This is a genomic window from Paeniglutamicibacter sp. NPDC012692 (genome assembly GCF_042901625.1).
GTDB lineage: Bacteria > Actinomycetota > Actinomycetes > Actinomycetales > Micrococcaceae > Paeniglutamicibacter.
The window spans coordinates 70,658-88,988 of the sequence record NZ_JBIBDE010000008.1; the positions used below are offsets into that span (position 1 = coordinate 70,658).

Here is an 18,331-nt window from a genome sequence, read left to right on the forward strand (position 1 = left end):
CACGGGCCGCGGAGCACGTTCCCCTCGGGGAATGGTGTTCCGCGGCCCGCCGCATTTAACAAACCCGGAAGCGTGGCCGTCAGGATGGTTCCGGGCGCTCCAGGAGCTCGAGTTCCGCGGCCAGGTTCGCCCGGGCCCGGGTTTCCCACAGCGAACGGGCCAGCGGGCTGGAATACAGGTAATCCGCCTCCAGCAACTTGCGCAGGATAGCGGCCCGGCCCGCGGCAAATGCGGCATCCGGCACGTGGGCGTATTCCCGGCGCACGGAGAGCGCATAACGGCGGTAGGCGCCTGCATCGCGGCCCAGGACCTCCAGGTCCGCATCGCAGAGCAGCTGCCCCGCGGCATCGCCGGGGCCGGGGCGATGCTCGATGGTCAGTTCAACCATCCGCACCACCTCGTCGATCTCGGCCAGATCGAGCCTGGCTTCCGGAAGCTGCGCGGCTGCCAGCGACGCCGAATCGCGTTCGTCGGAGGGGCGTCCGTTGTAGACGGCGTCGTGGTACCAAGCCGCCAGGTAGAGGACGCGGTGTGCCGGGTCCTTCTCGTTGGATCCGGTCAGGGTGTCGAGGGCGCTGAGCATTGCCAGCAGGTGGGCCCGGTCGTGGTAGGCGCGGTGGGGCTCGGACCACCGCGCCAGCAGGTCCCTGCCAAGTTCCGGCTCACCGGGCAGCAACCCGTCCCAGCGGGCCAGCAAGACCGCATCCAGGCGCTCCGGGCGTTCCCGCGCAGGCACCCGCAGACCGGAGCGCACCAGGCGGCGCACCAATTCGGTTGCGGAGACCGGCAGCGCCCCGGCAGCCACCAGGGTGTCGTAGCGTTTCTGCGGGACGTCGTAGTGGTCCCTGTCGAAGGCTCTTTCCGGCAGGCCCTGCTCCAGTGCGAAGGTGCGCAGCTCGTCCAACGACGCGTCGGATACGAGATGGGAGAACAGGGTGCCGTGGGCCGGCCACAGCGGGGGATCGATGAGTATAGCCACAAGGCAACACTAATGCCTGGCGGTTGCCCCGGCTCTGCCACGGGTCAGTACGTGAACAGGTTGGTGTTTGCCGCTTCTGCCTCCTCGTAGTGCACCGAGGCCCGGTTCAATGCGGTGCCGATGGCGTTGAGGGATTCCTCGACTCGGATCTGGGTGGAGCGCCAGTCCGCGACGACCGTCTGGAAGTTGGCGGACGCCGAGCCCTGCCAGGTCCCCTGCAGGTCCTGCAACGAGGAAGTCATGGAATTCACCTCCGCCCGCACCCTTTCGATGGTCGCCTGCACGGCCATCGACCGCAATTGCATTTCACCGGTGTTCGCGGCGAATGTGCTCATTGGTTCTCTCCTTTGGGCGGCGCTCCAAAGCCGGGCGGAAGGGTCGGGCCCTTTCGCGGGGCAGGAGCGGCAGCGGCTGGGGATGTGCTCCCGTTCCTAGGCTAGAAACAGCAAGTCCGCCGCGGGACGGACCCGCGACGGACTGTGCATAAGCCGGCGGAACCGTCCAGGTTCCACCTTGGTGCTGCGAATTACCAAGGTCAGGCCTCGGTGGAGGAGTCTTCTGGTTCGCGCTCCGGCTCGACGTAGGGAAGGTGGATCGACATGGTGGCGCCGCCTCCCGGGGTCTCGCTGAGCCTGATCGAACCGTCGTGTTGGGCCGCAATGGCGGCCACGATGGCAAGGCCCAAACCGGTTCCGCCGGTTTCGCGTTGCCGCGAGGAATCAGCGCGGTAGAAGCGTTCGAAGACGCGACCGGCCTCCTCCTCGGATATGCCGGGGCCGTGGTCGCGGATCTCCAGGACGGCATCCGACCGGCCGTTGATTACGGGTTTCACGCCAACGGCTATTTCAATATCGCTACCCTCGGGGGTGTAACGCAGCGCGTTTGTCATCAGGTTTGCCACGATCTGGCGCAGCCTTGCCTCGTCCCCGCTGGTGGGCGCGGGTCGCGGACCGCCGCCTTCCAGCCCGACCAGGCGCACCCTGCGGTCGGGGGCATTGACCCGCGCGTCCTCCGCAGCGTCTCCGGCCAAGAGCAGGAGATCCACGGGTTTCCGGTCCAGCGGGCGCTGCTCGTCCAGGCGTGCCAGGGTCAGCAGGTCCTCCACCAGCTGTCCCATGCGCTTGGATTCGGCCTCGATGCGTCCCATGGCGGTGCGCAGCATTTCCGGGTCAGCCAAGCCGCCCTGCCTGTAGAACTCCGAGTACCCCTGGATGGTGACCAGCGGGGTGCGAAGCTCGTGCGAGGCATCCTGGATGAAGCGCCGCATCTTGCGTTCGGAAGCGGCCCGGCCACGGAACGCGTGCTCAATGTGCGCCAACATGGCGTTCAGCGAGCGCGAGAGCCTGCCGACCTCGGTTTCCGGGGGATAGTCCTCGACGCGGCGGGAAAGGTCCCCGGCGGCAATCGCCGCGGCCGTGCGTTCCACCCGAAGCAGCGGCAGCAGGGCCCGGGTGGTGATGCCGTAGGCAATCATGGACATCAGCAACGTCGCAAGCATTCCCGTGGACATGACAAGCATGGCGGCCTTTGTCACCGTGTCCTGGACCGAATCCATCGGCAGGGCGTAGATGAGGTCGTAGTCGCTGCGATTCAGCGTGACGATGCGTACGCGCCAGCCGCTGGAGCTCATGGAGGTCCCCGGTACCGTCACCGAGCTCGATGGATCCTCCCGGAGCTTGTTCAGCGTCGCGAGATTCAGGTCCGGGATGTCCGCAGTGACGTTGTTTGAGGTTTCCTTGCGCGGCATGGTGTAGAGGATCCTGCCGGATTCATCGCGCAGGTCCCCGTAGAAACGGTCGAACCCCGGGCTCTTGGGATTGATGGGGGTGATCTCCGCATAGTCGTTGAGCATCAACGAGGTGATCGCAACCGAATTGCTCTTGAGCTCCGAATCGACCTGGGCGGTGAGCATGAGACGAAGCGACTGCGCGGATCCGACGGCAGTGACAACGATGCCCAGGATCATCAGCATGCTCATCAGCGCCACTAGTTTGGTACGCAGCGAAACCTGCCGCCAGAAGCGACGCAACCCTTGCACTCCCTAAACCCCTTAGCGGCGATCCGAGGTGCGCATCAAGTAGCCGACCCCGCGTTTGGTCTGGATCAGCGAAGGCCACTCGGGACGCGAGTCGATCTTGCGGCGAAGGTAGGAAATGTAGGACTCGACGATGGAGGCGTCCCCGTTGAAATCGTATTCCCACACGTGGTCGAGGATCTGCGCCTTGGAGAGTACCCGGTTGGGATTCATCATCAGGTAGCGCAGCAACTTGAATTCGGTGGGGGAGAGGTCGATGACCTCGCCGGCCCGGCGGACCTCGTGGGCGTCGTCGTCGAGTTCCAGGTCGTCCACCCGGATCACCGCGGTGTCTTCCTCCGCCGGCTGGGTGCGGCGCAGCACCGCACGGATGCGGGCGACCACCTCATCGAGGCTGAAGGGCTTGGTGACGTAGTCGTCCCCGCCAACGGTCAGGCCGGTGACCTTGTCCTCGGTGTCGTCGCGGGCCGTCAGGAAGAGCACCGGGAAGTGCTTGCCCGCGGCGCGCAGCCGGCGGGTGATGGTGAAGCCGTCCATGTCCGGAAGCATGACATCCAAGACGGCCAGGTCCGGGGCTTCCTTTTCAACTGCGGCGAGGGCTTCGCGACCGTTGGCCGCTGCCACGACTTCGAAACCTGCGAAGCGCAATGAGGTGGAAAGCAACTCGCGGATATTGGGTTCATCGTCAACAACCAGCAGCCTGGCTTCGGGGGTCTTGGCATTCATGCCTATAGTCTGCAACCGTTAACTGTAAGAATCCTGTGTGTTCATTGTGCGGATCTTCGACCTTGCCCGAATGCCGGCACATCGTCCGCGGCCAAGTCACCCCGAAAAGGCTCTTAACTCCTGCGGCGTTCGCGGAAATTGAGGCCGAGGACGACCATTAGCAAGATGAAGGCCAACGGCAGCCCGTAGAGCCCGACGGCCAGCAGCAACGGCGACAACGCCACGGACATCGCGTACTGGACCAGTATGACGGCCAGCGCGACGAGCGAAATGATGGCAATGCCACCGGCGAACAGGGTCAGGAACCGCTGGGCGGCCGGAGTTTTCACGGTGGTATTCACACCTTAAAGTTACAGCGCGCCGGCCCCGGAACCACAATGCGGGTCCACGCCGCAGGTGGGCCGCCAATTGCCGCGAATGTCGTACCCTAGAAGAATAGACTTGCCCGGCGTGAAGAGCCCACCGATCCGTCCACGGATCTGGGGCCCGCGTAGGGAATCGCCAGATATGGGATCGGGGACTGAGTTTCCCCGTGGCCCATTGTGACGCAAGAACGAGGTAGCAAGACGTGCCAACCGGCAAAGTGAAATGGTACGAACCCACGAAGGGGTTCGGGTTCCTGGTGACCGATGAGGGTCAGGAAGTGTATTTGAACGCCTCGGCTCTGCCGGCAGGCGTGACCGAGTTGCGCGCCGGTACCCGCATGGAGTTTGGCATTGCCGAAGGCCGCAAGGGTGCGCAGGCGCTGAGCGTGCGCGTCCTGGAGGCGGCCCCGTCGGTGGCCCGCGCCAAGCGCAAGGATGCAGTGGACACCGCGGTACTGATCGAGGACCTCATCAAGGTGCTTGATTCGGTATCCAACGGGTTGCGCCATGGGCGCTACCCGGAGAAATCCCAGGGCGCAAAGGTAGCTTCAGTGCTGCGCGCCGTCGCCGACGATCTCGACGTCTAAGCCCATGGCCCGCAAACCAAAGCTCGACGAGACACTGGCCGCGGCGCATGATCGCGCACGCACGGCCCTGCTGGAGATCGCTCCGGAGTCCATGATCGGTGAACACCTTGATGCGGTGTGCGACGGTGACCGCTTGGTGACCCACCGTTTTGTCACGCTGCAGCCCGGCTACGAGGGTTGGTGCTGGTTTGCGACCCTGACGCGGATTCCGCGCGCCCAGGCCAAGGACATCACCGTGTGTGAAGTCGGAATCCTTCCTGGCGACGACGCGCTGCTGGCACCCGCATGGGTTCCGTGGGCGGAACGCGTGCGGCCGGAAGACCTGGAAGCCGAGCGTCTTGCCGCCGAGGAAGCTGCCGGGCATGCCGCGGGCGGCGCGGAGGAATCCGGGAACCTCGACGAAGGCTCCGAGCAGGAAGCCGCCGACGAAACCGATGGCGGCTCCGTAGACTCGGCCGAGCAGTTCGAAGACGAAGAAGATGCCGACGGGGAACTTCCCGAAGAGGACTAAGTCCCGGCAAAGTGGTTGAATGATCGACCGGGAGACTTGTCGATCAGGGGGCCGGGCGGAAGATGCATCAGCATCTTCCGCCCGGCCCCCTTGCGTTGCTGGGTATGGTGCCGGACCCGCAACCGACTTCAGGTGTGCGGCGGCACTGACTTGCCCGCAAACGAAAACGGGGAGCATTGCCTGCCTGCCTCATGGCAGGTGGGCAATGCTCCCCGTTCGCTGTCAGGCGACAGCGGGCTTAGCCGTTGGCGATCACGTATTCGATGCACTTGATCAAGGCCGAGATGTCCTCGGGCTCGATGGCAACGAAGGTGGCCACGCGCAGCTGGTTGCGGCCGAGCTTGCGGTACGGCTCGACGTCCACGACGCCGTTGGCGCGCAGGGTCTTTGCAATTGCTGAGGCGTCGATCGAATCATCGAAGTCGATGGTCGCGATGACGTTGGAGCGGTCCTCCGGGGCAGCAACGTACGGGCTCGCGAACGAGGAGGCCTCGGCCCATTCGTAGAGGCGGGATGCCGAATCGTTGGTGCGGGCTGCGGCGAATTCCAGGCCGCCGTTGGCGTTGAGCCACTGCACCTGTGCGTTGAGCGAAACCAGCGTCGAGAGCGACGGGGTGTTGTAGGTCTGGTTCAGGCGCGAGTTGTCGATGGCGGTCTTCAGGTTCAGGAAGTCCGGGATCCAGCGGCCGGAGGCCGCGATTTCCTCGGCGCGGGCAATGGCCGCCGGGGAGAAGAGCGCGATCCACAGGCCGCCGTCGGAGGCGAAGTTCTTCTGCGGAGCGAAGTAGTAAACGTCGGCCTGGGAAACATCGACGTCCAGGCCACCTGCCGCCGAGGTGGCGTCGATGACAATCAGCGAGCCCTCGTCGGCGCCTTCCACGCGGTGCACCGGTGCTGCAACGCCGGTGGAGGTTTCATTCTGCGGCCAGGCGTATACGTCAACGCCGGCTTCGGCAACCGGCACCGGGCGGGTGCCCGGCTCCGACTTGATGATGGAGGACTCCGCAAGGAACGGTGCCTTGTTGGTGGCCGATGCGAACTTGGAACCGAATTCGCCGAAGGACAGGTGCTGTGCCTTGTTGCGGACCAGGCCGAAGGTGGCGATGTCCCAGAAAGCGGTGGATCCGCCGACGCCCAGAACCACTTCGTAGTCTGCCGGGGCGTTGAAGAAGGTCTTCAGGCCTTCCTGGATGTCGCGAACCAGGTTCTTGACCGGGGCCTGGCGGTGGGAGGTCCCCAGCAGTTCGCTGCGGGCCTCCACGAGGGCCTGGACCTGCTCGGGACGGACCTTGGATGGACCGGCACCGAAACGCCCGTCCACTGGCAAAAGATTTTCGGGAATGGTCAGGCCGGTGCTCATTTTGCTCCTCGATAAAAGGCTGGGTTCACTCTTCCGACGCGCCACGTGATGACAATTGCCTTGGGGTCGGTGTTCCAATAATCCCGCATGGCGCACCCAAACGCGTAAAAGCGAGTCGTCATTATTAACGGCCGCAAACCCGCGAAGTCATGCCGGCTGCGCCGAGAAGTCCGGGGCTAGCCGCGTGTGAAGCGGCAGGGGGCCTGCGTGGCAATTCGTATGAGAAGCGCCGGGTAGAGTGGTGGGCGTAGTAATTCCGTGTAAAACCAACCCTTGCAGGAGCGGCAGACGTGTCAGACCTGATCGATACCACCGAAATGTACTTGCGCACCATTTTGGAGCTCGAAGAGGAAGAAATCACGGCGCTCCGTGCCCGTATTGCAGAGCGCCTGGGTCATTCGGGTCCCACCGTCTCGCAGACCATCGCCCGCATGGAGCGTGACGGCCTGGTGGTTGTGACAACCGATCGCCACCTTGAGCTCACCGAACGGGGTCGCGAACTGGCCACGGGCGTGATGCGCAAGCACCGCTTGGCCGAGCGACTGCTGGCCGATGTGATCGGCTTGGAATGGGAATTCGTCCACGACGAAGCCTGCCGCTGGGAGCACGTCATGAGCGAGCGCGTGGAGAAAAGGCTGTACCAGCTGCTTGGCCAGCCGGCATCCTCTCCCTACGGAAATCCCATCCCCGGACTCGAAGCACTGGGCGGCCCGGAACTGGCCGAAATCTCGGTAGGTGTCCAAAATCTCGATTCCGCCCTTTCCGACGGAAACACGGGCCCCGTGCGCGTAGAGCGATTGGCCGAATCGATCCAGGTTGAACCCGAGCTCCTGGTGCAGCTCGATGAGGGCGGAATTCGCCCGGGTGCCCTAGTCACGCTGGAACGCGCGGACGACTATGTCTTGGTTCGCGTCCAGGGTATCGAAGGAGCGCTGGAGCTTCCGACCGAGGTCAGCGCACATGTGTTTGTCCGGCGCTTGGATAGATAACGGAATTGTAACTTTGGACTAAAGCCCGGTAGGGTTTCTAGTTGTGTCATATTTTCGTGACTCAATCCAGATCCGGTTCGCATAACCTTACCGGCGGATCCTGGACTAAGACTTACCGGTAGGGGCGGAGGACCCAATTCAACCGTTTCATGGTTTTGAACCATGGATCTTGGGGTGAAGTTGAGTCCGCCACGGTGGGCTCGGCCGAGTTAATCTCATGACTCGAATCCGACAGCTAACTTCGCAGGCGATACATGAGAGGTTGTCATTTGACACAGCAGCACAATTCCGGCCGCCGTCGTGCGTCCGGTCCGGTTGATGCTTCGCCTGCCGAAGGCACATTGGAACGTATTGTCGACTCCGCGTTGAGCGAGGAAGCACCTTCCCGCCGCAGCGGTCGACGCTCCCTGCACGTGGTTCCCGAGCTGGCCGAGACGACTCCGGCAAGCTACGTGGGCCGTCGCTTTGAAACCAGCCTTCGCTACGGCGCCGCACCCGAGGCCGCGGCCATTGCCGCAACCGAGCGCGTCGAAGAACCGACTCCCTTGGCACCAGAGTTCCACGCCCAGGTCGAGTCCGAAGAACTCAACAACGTATTGCGTTTCGAGCCGCGCCCCAAGCGTTCGCGCCTTGGCTTCACGCACAAGATCGCCGCAGTTGCGGCCGTTTCCGGCCTGGCGCTGGCCGCGGCCAGCCCGTCGCAGGAAGCCGACCAGCTTCCAAACGGGGAAGCTCGCGTTGCACAGTCGGTTGTCGCGGACGTGAAGGCTCCGGCCGCGGACGAGGTCAAGATCGAGCGTGTTTCGGTCACGAGCAAGTTCACCAAGGAAGACAAGCTGGCCACCGTGATGACCGCTGCCGGCGGCGACGTTTCCAAGATCGCCACGCACGGTGTCCTTGCCCAGCCGGTGGACAACATTCGATTGACTTCGCGCTTCGGTCACCGCAAGAACCCGACCGGCCCCGGCTACATGAACCACAACGGCCTGGACTACGCAGTTCCCATGGGAACCCCGATCAAGGCCACCGCCGCCGGCACCGTCGTACAGGCGGGATGGGCAGGGCACTCGGGCTTCCGCGTGGAGATCGACCACGGCAACGGCCTGCACACCAGCTACAACCACAACTCGGCCGTGAAGGTCTCGGTCGGACAAAAGGTTGAGCGCGGCGAAGTTGTTTCGCTGAGCGGTAGCACGGGCAACTCGACGGGTCCGCACCTGCACCTTGAGGTCATTGTCAATGGCAAGTGGGTAGACCCAGCGGGTTGGTTATAACGAAGAATGTCACCGTTCCGTGATCAGAACGTGACATTTACAGTCGTTTCATATATTCTAGAAATGTAGTCGGCGCTCAAGCCCGATTACCGCCATGAGGAGTGCCGAGCACTGCCGCCGCATGGTGTCCGTTCAAAAAAACGCATGGCAGTGGCGGGGGACCCACTTTTTGGCTTCTGAAGTTAGGAAGCCTTGGGGTTAAGTAACCCGGACCCGCAAGGGGCCGGATTGCCGAGTGACTCCCACTCGAACCCGACAGCTCACCTCGTAGGCATCAGGAGAGGCATAACAACGTGACTACACGTCAAGCACTTGGTCGCCACCGCGCGACTTCGGTTCGGACGAACCCACTTGAATCCATCTCGAAGGCAGTTGCCTCGAATGCTGGGTCGGTCGGTCGTCAGGCAGCAGTAATTGCAGCAGCATCCGGTCTGGTTCTTACCCTGGGTGTTCCGGGTCAGGGCCCGGCAACCCGCGAGGCATCGTCTGCCCCCGTAGAAGGTCTCTCCGCAGAGCGTGTTGCAGTCAAGGCTGTTTCGGTCTCCGCATCCAAGGTCAAGGACCTGGATATTGAGCGCGCCGCATTCACCTCCAAGCCGGCTCCGGTCGTCGTAGCAGTCGCCAACACGGTTACGACCCGCGACAGCAACACCGCGACCCGTGCAACGGCCAACCGCGCTTCGGGCGACGCCTTTGCGCCGACCACCCGCACCAGCCGCGGCGGCGCCGTCAGCACCGCAGTTGCTCCTAAGAGCGACTCGATCAGCACCGCAAACCTCTCCGGCATTGCCGCGACGGCAGCGCAGTACGTTGGCGTTCCCTACGTCTGGGGCGGCAACACCACCTCGGGCTGGGATTGCTCCGGCTTCGTCAAGTACGTTTACGCCAAGCATGGCATCGACATCGCCCGTGGCACCTCCGCGATCCGCGCCTCCGGCCAGTTCGTGCGCACCAGCAGCCCGAAGCCGGGCGACCTGGTCTTCCAGAACGGTGGCGGCCACGTAGGCATCTATCTCGGCGGCGGAAAGATGATCGGCGCACAGAACCCGACCGTCGACACGATCATCCACGACGTGACCCGCAACCCGCTTTACGGCTACTACACCCTGGCCAAGTAAGCAGCATTCTTTCAAGGGCCCCGCTGAATCCGCAAGGATGCAGCGGGGCCCTTTGCTTTGCGCGGACGGAATTGAACGATACCCCCAGAGGGTATATTGTGGGTCCTGTGAAGAAGTCGTTCAGACCTGTCAATCGCCGGGCGCTGTCGCCCGCCATTCAGGTTGTGGTCTTGTGCGCGTTCTTCCTCGGCCTGCTCTCCATGCATGTGCTCACCGGGGCCGCCTTCGGTCCCGTGCACCATGGGGAAACCCGGAGCGCGGCTGTTACCGAGGCTTCCCTCGCTGCGTCAGCGCACGACCACGGCGAACAACACATGCAGGCCTCCGAACCCGACGGTGATCACGGGATCGGGCTGGGCGAATGCGCACTTCTAGTCGCCTGCGTTCTCGGCCTCGTGGTGTTTGCACACAAACTCGGACGGCCGGGGATCGGAGGAACCGCCCCGCGTGCGGGTCCGACGCCCTATCGTCCGCGCCTGATCGCCTTCAGCGCCGGCATTTTCCAGCCGCCTTCACCACAACAACTGAGTATTTGCCGTAGATGAGTGTTCCGGAGCAAAGCCGGAACACAAACACATCTCACGCAAGGAAAAGACGTTGAAAAAGAACAAGACAACCCTGATGCTTTCGACGGCCGTCGTGGCGGGCACCCTGGTCCTGGCCGGTTGCTCCGCACCGGCCACCGTCCCCGGTGGAAACACCACAGCCGGCCAGCAGGCGTCCGGAAACGAGCACAACGGCGCCGACGCCATGTTCGCCCAGACGATGATCCCCCACCATGAACAGGCCGTTCTCATGAGCGAGATCATGCTGGAAAAGAGCAACCTGAGTCCGGAAGCGGTGAAGCTCGTCACCGACATCAAGAACGCGCAAGCCCCCGAGATCAAGCTCATGGAATCCTGGTTGGAAGGATGGGGCGAGTCCCGGGAAATGGGCCACAGCATGGCGATGGACGGCATGCTCGGTGAGGAAGACCTGAAGGCACTGACCAGCGCCCAAGGTGCCGCAGCCGAGGAACTCTTCCTGAACCAAATGATCGGGCACCACCTTGGAGCCACGAAAATGGCGGAAGAGGCACTGAAAAATGGCAAGGATCCGAGGGTGCTGGAACTGAGCCGGAAAATCATTGCCGACCAAAACGCCGAAATCGCGCACATGCGCGACATGCTCAAGAAGTAGCGGGCGAGCCAACAAATGAAGACAATGACAACGAAGCCGTTACTTTTCGCTTCCGTGGCGCTGGCAGGCGGCTTGGCATTTGCCGGCTGCGCCCAGGACCCCGGTGATGCCGGGCCAGGCCCGGGCGCTCCGTCAATCGAAAGTGCTGCGCCGGCAGATGCCACGGCGCAGCCAATGGAGACTGTCGCTGGATACCCGACCGCTCATGTGCACGCCATCGCGGACACCGGCAAGGGACAGGTGCTGCTTGCCACGCACGACGGCCTCTACGACGTCTCGGTGAACCCCGCCCAACGCATCGGCCCCGTCGTCGACTGGATGGGTTTCACCCTCGGGAAGGACGGTTTCTATGCCTCTGGCCACCCGGGTCCCGGCGCCGACCTGGACAACCCCGTGGGCCTGATGCGCTCCACCGACAAGGGGCAAACCTGGGAGAGCCTCTCCCGTTCGGGGATTTCGGACTTCCACGCGATGACGGCAAGCAAGAACGCGATCATCGGGTTCGATACGACGTTGCGTTCCACCGCCGACGGCACCACATGGAAGGACCTCGAGCCGAGGATCCTCCCGGCGACACTTGCCGCGGACCCACGCGGAAGCCTCGTACTGGCGGCCACCGAACAAGGCCCGTGGCGCTCCACGGACGACGGCGCGACCTTCAGCGAGCCTGCGCCAAACACCCCGCCGCTGCAATACCTGGCGGTGGCCCGCACCAAGGCCGTCGGCATAACGCCTGACGGGGTTGCCTGGACCAGCCAAGACGGAGGGGTGGGCTGGAAACGGGGTGCGGAGCTGCAAGGAACCGTCAGCGCGGTGGCCATGAGTCCGGACGGATCCCGGATCTGGGTGTCCAGCTCGCTGGGCGTCGAACATTCGGACGACGGGGCCGGCAGCTTCGAATTGCGTTTCGCTTCGCCCCAATAAACGCGAATGGTGTTGTGAAGCCCCGTTTTTCGGGGTTTCACAACACCATTCCCGGAACGGGCAACTTGCAAAATTCGGAGGGAATTCGAACCAATTTCACCCAAACCCGCGCGGAATCACCGACCTTTGTCCTAGGCTAGCCCCAGAGTCAATGCTCAGAGCCACGCGCGTCACATGAGGGATTCCGTTGTGAACGGGTCCCTCTGTTGCGCCGGGTCGGGATCTAAGGATGCGCCGATGCGAACCCTAGTGCTGAATGCAGGATTTGAACCGCTGGCGGTAGTCACGTTTCGCCGGGCACTGCTGCTTGTCTTCATGGACAAGGCCACGGTGCTCGCGGCCGACGAAGAGCACCCGGTGGTCGGCCCCAACCAAGTCATGGCCCGCCCCACGGTGATCCTGCTGAACCGCTACGTCCGGATGCCGCACCGCCGCAACCTCCAGGTGTCGCGCCGCGGAGTCCTGCGCAGGGACGCCCACCGGTGTGCCTACTGCGGCCGCAGCGCCAGCACGGTGGACCACATCATTCCGCGCAGCCGGGGCGGGGCCGACAGCTGGGAAAACCTCGTGGCGGCATGTCATGGCTGCAATAGCGCCAAAGGCGACAGGACGCTGGCACAGTTGGGATGGAAACTACGTTTTGCACCCGGCACTCCGCGCGGCGCCCACTGGTTCATCACCGAACTGGACCGCCCCGCGGAAGCCTGGAGCCCATTCCTTCGGAGCGCAGCATGAAATTTGATGCCATCATCGTGGCAGGCGGCCGTGGCTCACGGCTGGGCGGGGTGAGCAAGCCTCTGCTTGAACACCACGGGGAAACCCTGCTCGAGCACGCGCTGAACGCGGTGAAGGACGCCGAAGGCATTGCCGTGGTCGGAGCACACGCACTGGCGGACGCCGTGACCCGGTACATGGAAAACGCACCCGACAGCCAGCGCGTGGTCATCACCCGGGAGTACCCCAACTATGCCGGTCCGGCCGCCGCCGTGGCCGCGGGGCGTGCGGCGCTCGACGACGGCCCCGATGACGAAAGCGCCGAATGGCCAAGCGCCGCAGCGGAAATCACCGTGGTGTTGGCCGCCGACCTGCTGGAACCGGCTCCCGTGGTGAAGGCGCTGCTGGAGGTGGCGCGCCGCAGGGCCCCCGGCGTCGAGGCGTGGGTGCCGCAGGACGCCGGCGGGGTCCTGCAGACGCTAGCCTGCGCCATCACCACCGAGGCGCTGAAGGCGGCAATCCAGCAGGCCGCCGAACCCCACGGCAGCCTGGAGAATGCGTCAATGATGCGTCTGCTTGCTACAGTGCAGATGGAACGACTGAAGCTGCCAGAGGTGGATTTCAGCGACATCGACACTCCGGGGGATGCCGGGCGTCACGGGATTACGGTGGCAAACGGCCACTGACGAGGAGAACACCAAATGCCTGCAGAGGAACTCGACGACTGGGTCAGGGAACTACTGGCCGCCTATGAACTCACCGACACGCAGGTCGACATCGACAAGGTGCTTTCCCTGGCCGGGGTTGCGGCCCACGGAATCGTGCGCCCCGCGGCCCCGCTGACCACCTACGTGGCCGGCTACGCGGCGGGACTCGCCGTGGGCAGGGGACAGGCAAGCGAGAAGCACGCCATGGATTCCGCCGATGCCCTGGCGCGTGAGGTCCTGCAGGCGCGCGTCACCGCCGGCACCGACGACTAGAGCATGCCCGACCACGACCACGACTGGGAACACGCGCGGCAGGACGCACACCGGCTGGGCCGGGCCCTGCAGCTGGCCCCGGAACTCGTCCCCTTGCACCAGGCCGGCGGCCGCGTGCTGGCCCGGGACCTGGTTGCCCGTTACCCCATACCGCACTGCGCAACCTCCGCCATGGACGGATTCGCCGTGTCCGGGCGGGGCCCCTGGCTGTTGCTCGACGCGGTTGCCCACAACCCGGCCGAGGGCGCCAGGGTCTCGCTGGCCCCCGGCGAAGCAGTTGCGGTGGTGACGGGATCCTTGATCCCCGACGGCGCCGAGGCCATCGTCCGCCTGGAGCACACCACCGAGCGAGACGGGATGCTCACCGCCGACAGGCAGCTGTCCCCGGGAGCCGACATCCGTCCTGCCGGAACCGAGGCCGCGCCGGGCGACGTGCTGCAGGCGGCGGGCACCGTGCTTCGTGCCGGGGTCGTGGCCACCGCCGCGGTGGCGGGGTACGACGAGCTGCTGGTTGCCGCGCGTCCCAAGGTCCACCTGGTCTACACCGGGGACGAGGTCACCACCTCCGGCACCCCGGCCCCCGGACAGGTGCGCGACGGTTTCTCCCCGGTCCTGCCGCAGATCATCGCGGCGCTGGGCGGGCGGGCAGCGAGCTCGGCGCGCATCGGCGATTCCCGGGCCCAGAGCCTTGACGCGCTCACCGACGTGCCTGCCCTGGCCGCCGACATCGTCGTCACCACGGGCGGCACCGGGTTCTCCGACCGCGACTTCGTGCGCGGCGCCGTGGCCGAACTTGGCGGCAAGGAAGTCGTTTCCTCCATCACCATGCGTCCCGGCCACCCCTCGATGCTCGCGACGCTGCCCGACGGGCGCATCCTCGTGGCACTGCCGGGCAACCCGCTGGCCGCACTGATGGCGGTTGCGACGCTGGTCGACCCGCTGTTGCGCGGCGCCTGCGGCACGGAACCGGCGGAACCCGGCAACGCGCTCGGCGCCGTCGACTTCGGACCGCTGCCGGGCCGGCACAGGCTCATCCCGGCGCGCTGGGTGCGCTCCGCAGACCCGTTTGCCCCCGACGCGCTGGCCCCGGCCGAGCACGTCGGCTCGGCCATGCTGCGCGGGCTCTCCGGGGCCGAGGCGATCCTGGTCGTCCCGCCCGCCGGCGCCCGGGCCGGAACCCCCGTCGGCTACCTTGGACTACCTTGGTAACCGGGGAATCCCATCGATTTGGCCGGCGGCAGCCGGACGCAAGAAAAGGAATGTGAGAATGGGACGCAAAATCGTGCGCCGGCGCATCGTCCGCGCCACCCTTGACGGTGCGTGGAACGAGCGGGAGGAAAAACTCGCCGTCGAGGAACCCCTGGAAATTCGTTTCGGATCCACTCCCTTCACCACCTCCATGCGCACCCCGGGCGACGACTTCGACATGGTCGCCGGGTTCCTGCTCGCCGAGGGCATCATTTCCCGGGCCGAGCACCTGGTGGCCATGCGCTACTGCGCCGGCACCGACGAGGAAGGCAACCAGACCTTCAACGTCATCGAGGTGCAGCTGGGCTTCGGTGCCCAGGCCCCGGACCTGTCGGCGGCCCGCCACGTGGTGACAAGTTCCGCCTGCGGCATCTGCGGGACCAATTCGATCGACGAGGTGCGCAAGAAATCCCACTACGCGCTGGAATCCGCGGCCGGGATGGTGGAGCTGGAAACCCTGCTGGCCATGCCGGACACCCTGCGCGAGGCCCAGCAGCTCTTCAGCGCCACCGGCGGCGTGCACGCGGCCGGCCTCTTCGGCACCGACGGCAAGCTGCTGGTGCTGCGCGAGGACGTGGGCAGGCACAATGCGGTGGACAAAGTCATCGGTGCGGCCCTGCGCGAGGGCCTGCTCCCGCTGGGCGAAACGGTCCTTCAGGTCTCCGGCCGGGCGTCCTTCGAACTGGTCCAGAAGGCGGCGATGGCGGGGATCCCCGTGCTCTCCGCGGTCAGCGCCCCGTCGTCGCTTGCCGTCGAGCTGGCGCAACAATCGGGACTCACCCTCGCCGCTTTTTCCCGCACCAGCAGCGTGAACCTATACACTCATGCTCAACGCGTACTAGGTGCCTAGAAGGCCCACCGGCTCGACGGCCGTGGGAACCCCCGGTGCCCCCGACGCCAGTGCCAGCACGCCCCCGGTGGCGAGCAATCCAGCAACACCGCTGTGACGTGGAGGAACAAGATGAATCGCCCGGCCCCAACGCAAGACATCAACGAAGACGACCTGGTGGTCGGCAAGCCGAAGCGCAGTGCCGCCGGGGTCGAGGCGGTCAAGGTGTCCCTTGAGCGCGGCTTCGCCGAGGCCGGCGTGACGCGCACGATCCGTTCGATGCTCCGGATCAACCAGCGCGGCGGCTTCGACTGCCCCGGTTGCGCCTGGCCGGAGTCCATCACCGGCGCCCGCAAGCCCGCAGAGTTCTGCGAAAACGGCGCCAAGGCCATCGCCGAGGAAGCCAGCGCGCGCACCGTCACCCCCGCGTGGTGGGCGGAGCACCCCATCGGCGTGCTCCGCGAGAAGACCGAGTACTGGCTCGGCTCGCAGGGCCGCATCACCGAACCCATGGTCATCCGCGCCGGGGAGACCCACTACACGCCGATCACCTGGGCCGAGGCCTTCCGCACCATCGGCGAGCACGTCAACGCGACCACGCCGGACAAGTGCGTCTTCTACACCTCGGGCCGGACCGCCAACGAGACCGCGTTCATGTACCAGCTGCTGGCACGCTCGCTGGGCACCAACAACCTGCCGGACTGCTCCAACATGTGCCACGAATCCTCCGGCTCGGCGCTGAACCCCACGATCGGCATCGGCAAGGGCACCGTCTCCCTCGAGGACTTCGAGCACGCCGAGCTGATCTTCGTCGTCGGCCAGAACCCGGGCACCAACCACCCGCGCATGCTCTCGGCGCTTTCCGAGGCCCGCAAGCGCGGTGCCCGCGTCGTCGCGGTGAACCCGCTGCCTGAGGCCGGGTTGTTCGGCTTCAAGGACCCGCAGAGCGTCAGCGGCATGCTTGGCAAGTCCTCCGACGTCAGCAGCCACTTCTTGCAGATCAAGGTCGGCGGGGACCTGGCGCTCTTCCAGGCATTCGGGCACCTGCTGCTGGCCGCGGAGGAAATGAACCCGGGGTCCGTGATCGACCGGGCCTTCATCGATTCGGCCACCGACGGCTTCGAGGCCTACCGGGCCGCCCGCGCGGACCTCGACTGGGAGGCCACGGAGGAGGCCACCGGGCTGACCCGCGTGGAGATCACGGAGATCGCCGGGCTGCTGATCGAATCCAAGGCGACGATCTTCTGCTGGGCGCTGGGCCTGACCCAGCAGCCGCACTCGGTGCCGACGCTCAAGGAAATCATCAACCTGCTGCTGATGCAGGGCAACTTCGGCAAGCCGGGCGCCGGCGCCTGCCCCGTGCGCGGGCACTCGAACGTGCAGGGCGACCGGACCATGGGCATCTGGGAGAAACCGGGCGAGAAGCTGCTGGCGGCCCTCGACGCGGAATTCGGGATCGACTCCCCGCGCGCCCACGGCTACGACTCCACGGAGGCACTCGACGCCTTCGCGAACGACGAGGTCGACGTCTTCGTGTCGATGGGCGGCAACTTCGCCCTGGCGAACGCGGAGACCGAGGCGCTCGAGGCCGGCATGCAGCGCGCCAAGCTCACCGTCCACATCTCCACCAAGCCCAACCGCTCCCACGTGGTGCACGGGCAGACCTCGCTGATCCTGCCCACCCTGGGCCGCACGGACCGCGACGACAAGCACGCCGGCGGCCCGCAGTTCCTCTCGGTGGAGGACTCGATGTCCGTCATCCACTCGACCCAGGGCCGGCTCAAGCCGGTCTCCGAGCACTTGCTGGCCGAACCCGTCATCGTCGCCCGCATGGCCACCGCCATCCTGGGCGAGGACCACGTGGTCCCCTGGAAGGCCATGGCCGAGGACTACGACGTCGTCCGCGACCACATCTCCCGGGTGCTGCCGGGCTTCGAGGACTTCAACCGCCGGGTGCGCGGCCGCAACGGGTTCGTACTGCCCAACCCGCCGCGCGACACCCGCTCCTTCGCCACGGACATCGGCAAGGGCAGGTTCACGGTCTCGCCGTTCGAGGCGCTGCACGCCCCGGAGGGGCACCTGATCCTGCAGACCATGCGCAGCCACGACCAGTACAACACCACGTTCTACGGGCTGGACGACCGCTACCGCGGCATCAAGGACGGGCGCCGCGTCATCCTCATCAACCCGGATGACCTCCTCGAGCTGGGCCTGGAGGACAAGTCGCTGGTGGACGTGATCTCCACCTTCGGCGGCACCGAGCGCCGCGCCAACAGGTTCCGCCTGGTGTCCTACCCGACGGCCAAGGGGTGCGCCGCGGCGTACTTCCCGGAGGCCAACGCGCTGGTGCACCGCGACCTGGTGGCCCGCGAATCCAACACCCCCGGGTTCAAGGCCATGACCGTGCGGTTCGTGCCGCACTCCCTGCAGCCCGGCCCGACCCTGGACAGCTGACCGGTCCGGCCGCGCCCGGGCCGCCGGTATAGTTGGTCTGCACCTCGGACCCGTCGGGG

The 18,331-nt window shown here is 65.4% G+C and carries 20 protein-coding genes and 2 riboswitches; of the genes, 14 read left to right on the top strand and 6 right to left on the bottom strand.

Going from position 1 to position 18,331, the window contains the following annotated elements:
• Positions 1–79: 79 nt before the first annotated feature.
• The 5 genes from ACFY5D_RS20405 to ACFY5D_RS20425 all read right to left on the bottom strand — a co-directional run bounded on the left by ACFY5D_RS20405 (position 80) and on the right by ACFY5D_RS20425 (position 4,069).
• Entirely contained in the window at positions 80–979 is a 900-nt protein-coding gene (locus tag ACFY5D_RS20405) for a DUF4031 domain-containing protein (RefSeq protein WP_387534109.1), read from the bottom strand.
• Positions 980–1,023: 44 nt separating this feature from the next.
• Positions 1,024–1,314, bottom strand: coding sequence for a WXG100 family type VII secretion target (locus ACFY5D_RS20410; protein ID WP_387534111.1), 291 nt, complete (start codon positions 1,312–1,314; stop codon positions 1,024–1,026).
• A 200-nt stretch (positions 1,315–1,514) separates the two neighbouring features.
• Positions 1,515–2,957, bottom strand: coding sequence for an ATP-binding protein (locus ACFY5D_RS20415; RefSeq protein ID WP_387534113.1), 1,443 nt, complete (start codon positions 2,955–2,957; stop codon positions 1,515–1,517).
• A gap of 72 nt (positions 2,958–3,029) precedes the next feature.
• Complete coding sequence (locus ACFY5D_RS20420; RefSeq protein WP_209995209.1) at positions 3,030–3,740, bottom strand: response regulator transcription factor; 711 nt, start codon at positions 3,738–3,740, stop codon at positions 3,030–3,032.
• Between the two features lie 113 nt (positions 3,741–3,853).
• Positions 3,854–4,069: a hypothetical protein gene (locus tag ACFY5D_RS20425; protein WP_387534116.1), complete on the bottom strand. Its 216-nt coding sequence runs from the start codon at positions 4,067–4,069 to the stop codon at positions 3,854–3,856.
• A gap of 239 nt (positions 4,070–4,308) precedes the next feature.
• Here ACFY5D_RS20425 and ACFY5D_RS20430 point away from each other — a divergent pair, with 239 nt between their 5' ends.
• On the top strand, positions 4,309–4,692 hold the full coding sequence (locus ACFY5D_RS20430; protein WP_387534118.1) for a cold-shock protein: 384 nt from the start codon (positions 4,309–4,311) through the stop codon (positions 4,690–4,692).
• Between the two features lie 4 nt (positions 4,693–4,696).
• On the top strand, positions 4,697–5,203 hold the full coding sequence (locus ACFY5D_RS20435) for a DUF3027 domain-containing protein (protein WP_387534120.1): 507 nt from the start codon (positions 4,697–4,699) through the stop codon (positions 5,201–5,203).
• 238 nt (positions 5,204–5,441) lie between these two features.
• Here ACFY5D_RS20435 and serC read toward each other — a convergent pair whose 3' ends face one another.
• Positions 5,442–6,563 carry a phosphoserine transaminase gene (serC, locus tag ACFY5D_RS20440; protein WP_387534122.1) on the bottom strand — a complete coding sequence of 374 codons (1,122 nt, stop codon included), beginning with the start codon at positions 6,561–6,563 and terminating at the stop codon, positions 5,442–5,444.
• Positions 6,564–6,853: 290 nt separating this feature from the next.
• Here serC and ACFY5D_RS20445 point away from each other — a divergent pair, with 290 nt between their 5' ends.
• The 12 genes from ACFY5D_RS20445 to ACFY5D_RS20500 all read left to right on the top strand — a co-directional run bounded on the left by ACFY5D_RS20445 (position 6,854) and on the right by ACFY5D_RS20500 (position 18,272).
• Entirely contained in the window at positions 6,854–7,552 is a 699-nt protein-coding gene (locus ACFY5D_RS20445; RefSeq protein WP_387534124.1) for a metal-dependent transcriptional regulator, read from the top strand.
• A gap of 81 nt (positions 7,553–7,633) precedes the next feature.
• Positions 7,634–7,818: riboswitch (cyclic di-AMP (ydaO/yuaA leader) on the top strand.
• Positions 7,819–7,893: 75 nt separating this feature from the next.
• Positions 7,894–8,826 (top strand): M23 family metallopeptidase, encoded by a 933-nt coding sequence (locus ACFY5D_RS20450; protein ID WP_387534126.1) that lies wholly within the window; start codon positions 7,894–7,896, stop codon positions 8,824–8,826.
• Between the two features lie 129 nt (positions 8,827–8,955).
• A riboswitch (cyclic di-AMP (ydaO/yuaA leader) is annotated at positions 8,956–9,114 on the top strand.
• 5 nt (positions 9,115–9,119) lie between these two features.
• A complete protein-coding gene (locus tag ACFY5D_RS20455) occupies positions 9,120–9,944 on the top strand; it encodes a C40 family peptidase (RefSeq protein ID WP_387534128.1) in 825 nt (274 codons plus the stop codon).
• Positions 9,945–10,051: 107 nt separating this feature from the next.
• The gene (locus ACFY5D_RS20460; protein WP_387534130.1) at positions 10,052–10,489 is read left to right on the top strand and encodes a DUF6153 family protein; all 438 of its coding nucleotides are present in this window, start codon (positions 10,052–10,054) and stop codon (positions 10,487–10,489) included.
• Between the two features lie 52 nt (positions 10,490–10,541).
• The gene (locus ACFY5D_RS20465; RefSeq protein ID WP_387534132.1) at positions 10,542–11,123 is read left to right on the top strand and encodes a DUF305 domain-containing protein; all 582 of its coding nucleotides are present in this window, start codon (positions 10,542–10,544) and stop codon (positions 11,121–11,123) included.
• A 174-nt stretch (positions 11,124–11,297) separates the two neighbouring features.
• Positions 11,298–12,047, top strand: coding sequence for a F510_1955 family glycosylhydrolase (locus tag ACFY5D_RS20470; RefSeq protein ID WP_387534134.1), 750 nt, complete (start codon positions 11,298–11,300; stop codon positions 12,045–12,047).
• A gap of 237 nt (positions 12,048–12,284) precedes the next feature.
• A complete protein-coding gene (locus tag ACFY5D_RS20475; RefSeq protein WP_387534136.1) occupies positions 12,285–12,782 on the top strand; it encodes an HNH endonuclease in 498 nt (165 codons plus the stop codon).
• The gene (locus tag ACFY5D_RS20480; protein ID WP_387534138.1) at positions 12,779–13,447 is read left to right on the top strand and encodes a molybdenum cofactor guanylyltransferase; all 669 of its coding nucleotides are present in this window, start codon (positions 12,779–12,781) and stop codon (positions 13,445–13,447) included. Before ACFY5D_RS20475 ends, ACFY5D_RS20480 begins: the two co-directional genes overlap by 4 nt.
• Before the next feature lie 15 nt (positions 13,448–13,462).
• Positions 13,463–13,741, top strand: coding sequence for a DUF6457 domain-containing protein (locus ACFY5D_RS20485; RefSeq protein WP_387534140.1), 279 nt, complete (start codon positions 13,463–13,465; stop codon positions 13,739–13,741).
• Positions 13,742–13,744: 3 nt separating this feature from the next.
• Positions 13,745–14,950 (top strand): molybdopterin molybdotransferase MoeA, encoded by a 1,206-nt coding sequence (locus tag ACFY5D_RS20490; protein ID WP_387534142.1) that lies wholly within the window; start codon positions 13,745–13,747, stop codon positions 14,948–14,950.
• 58 nt (positions 14,951–15,008) lie between these two features.
• Positions 15,009–15,839, top strand: a complete 831-nt coding sequence (fdhD, locus tag ACFY5D_RS20495) for a formate dehydrogenase accessory sulfurtransferase FdhD (RefSeq protein WP_387534144.1) — start codon at positions 15,009–15,011, stop codon at positions 15,837–15,839.
• A 111-nt stretch (positions 15,840–15,950) separates the two neighbouring features.
• Positions 15,951–18,272, top strand: coding sequence for an FdhF/YdeP family oxidoreductase (locus ACFY5D_RS20500; RefSeq protein ID WP_387534146.1), 2,322 nt, complete (start codon positions 15,951–15,953; stop codon positions 18,270–18,272).
• The last annotated feature ends 59 nt before the right edge of the window (positions 18,273–18,331 follow it).

Bases quoted from the DNA above. Each gene is read 5' to 3' on its own strand.
- ACFY5D_RS20410 (WP_387534111.1), bottom strand. From the start codon at position 1,314: ATGAGCACATTCGCCGCGAACACCGGTGAAATGCAATTGCGGTCGATG.
- ACFY5D_RS20415 (WP_387534113.1), bottom strand. From the start codon at position 2,957: ATGAGCATGCTGATGATCCTGGGCATCGTTGTCACTGCCGTCGGATCC.
- ACFY5D_RS20420 (WP_209995209.1), bottom strand. From the start codon at position 3,740: ATGAATGCCAAGACCCCCGAAGCCAGGCTGCTGGTTGTTGACGATGAA.
- ACFY5D_RS20435 (WP_387534120.1), top strand. From the start codon at position 4,697: ATGGCCCGCAAACCAAAGCTCGACGAGACACTGGCCGCGGCGCATGAT.
- serC (WP_387534122.1), bottom strand. From the start codon at position 6,563: ATGAGCACCGGCCTGACCATTCCCGAAAATCTTTTGCCAGTGGACGGG.
- ACFY5D_RS20470 (WP_387534134.1), top strand. From the start codon at position 11,298: ATGGAGACTGTCGCTGGATACCCGACCGCTCATGTGCACGCCATCGCG.
- ACFY5D_RS20475 (WP_387534136.1), top strand. From the start codon at position 12,285: ATGCGAACCCTAGTGCTGAATGCAGGATTTGAACCGCTGGCGGTAGTC.
- ACFY5D_RS20480 (WP_387534138.1), top strand. From the start codon at position 12,779: ATGAAATTTGATGCCATCATCGTGGCAGGCGGCCGTGGCTCACGGCTG.
- ACFY5D_RS20485 (WP_387534140.1), top strand. From the start codon at position 13,463: ATGCCTGCAGAGGAACTCGACGACTGGGTCAGGGAACTACTGGCCGCC.
- ACFY5D_RS20490 (WP_387534142.1), top strand. From the start codon at position 13,745: ATGCCCGACCACGACCACGACTGGGAACACGCGCGGCAGGACGCACAC.
- fdhD (WP_387534144.1), top strand. From the start codon at position 15,009: ATGGGACGCAAAATCGTGCGCCGGCGCATCGTCCGCGCCACCCTTGAC.
- ACFY5D_RS20500 (WP_387534146.1), top strand. From the start codon at position 15,951: ATGAATCGCCCGGCCCCAACGCAAGACATCAACGAAGACGACCTGGTG.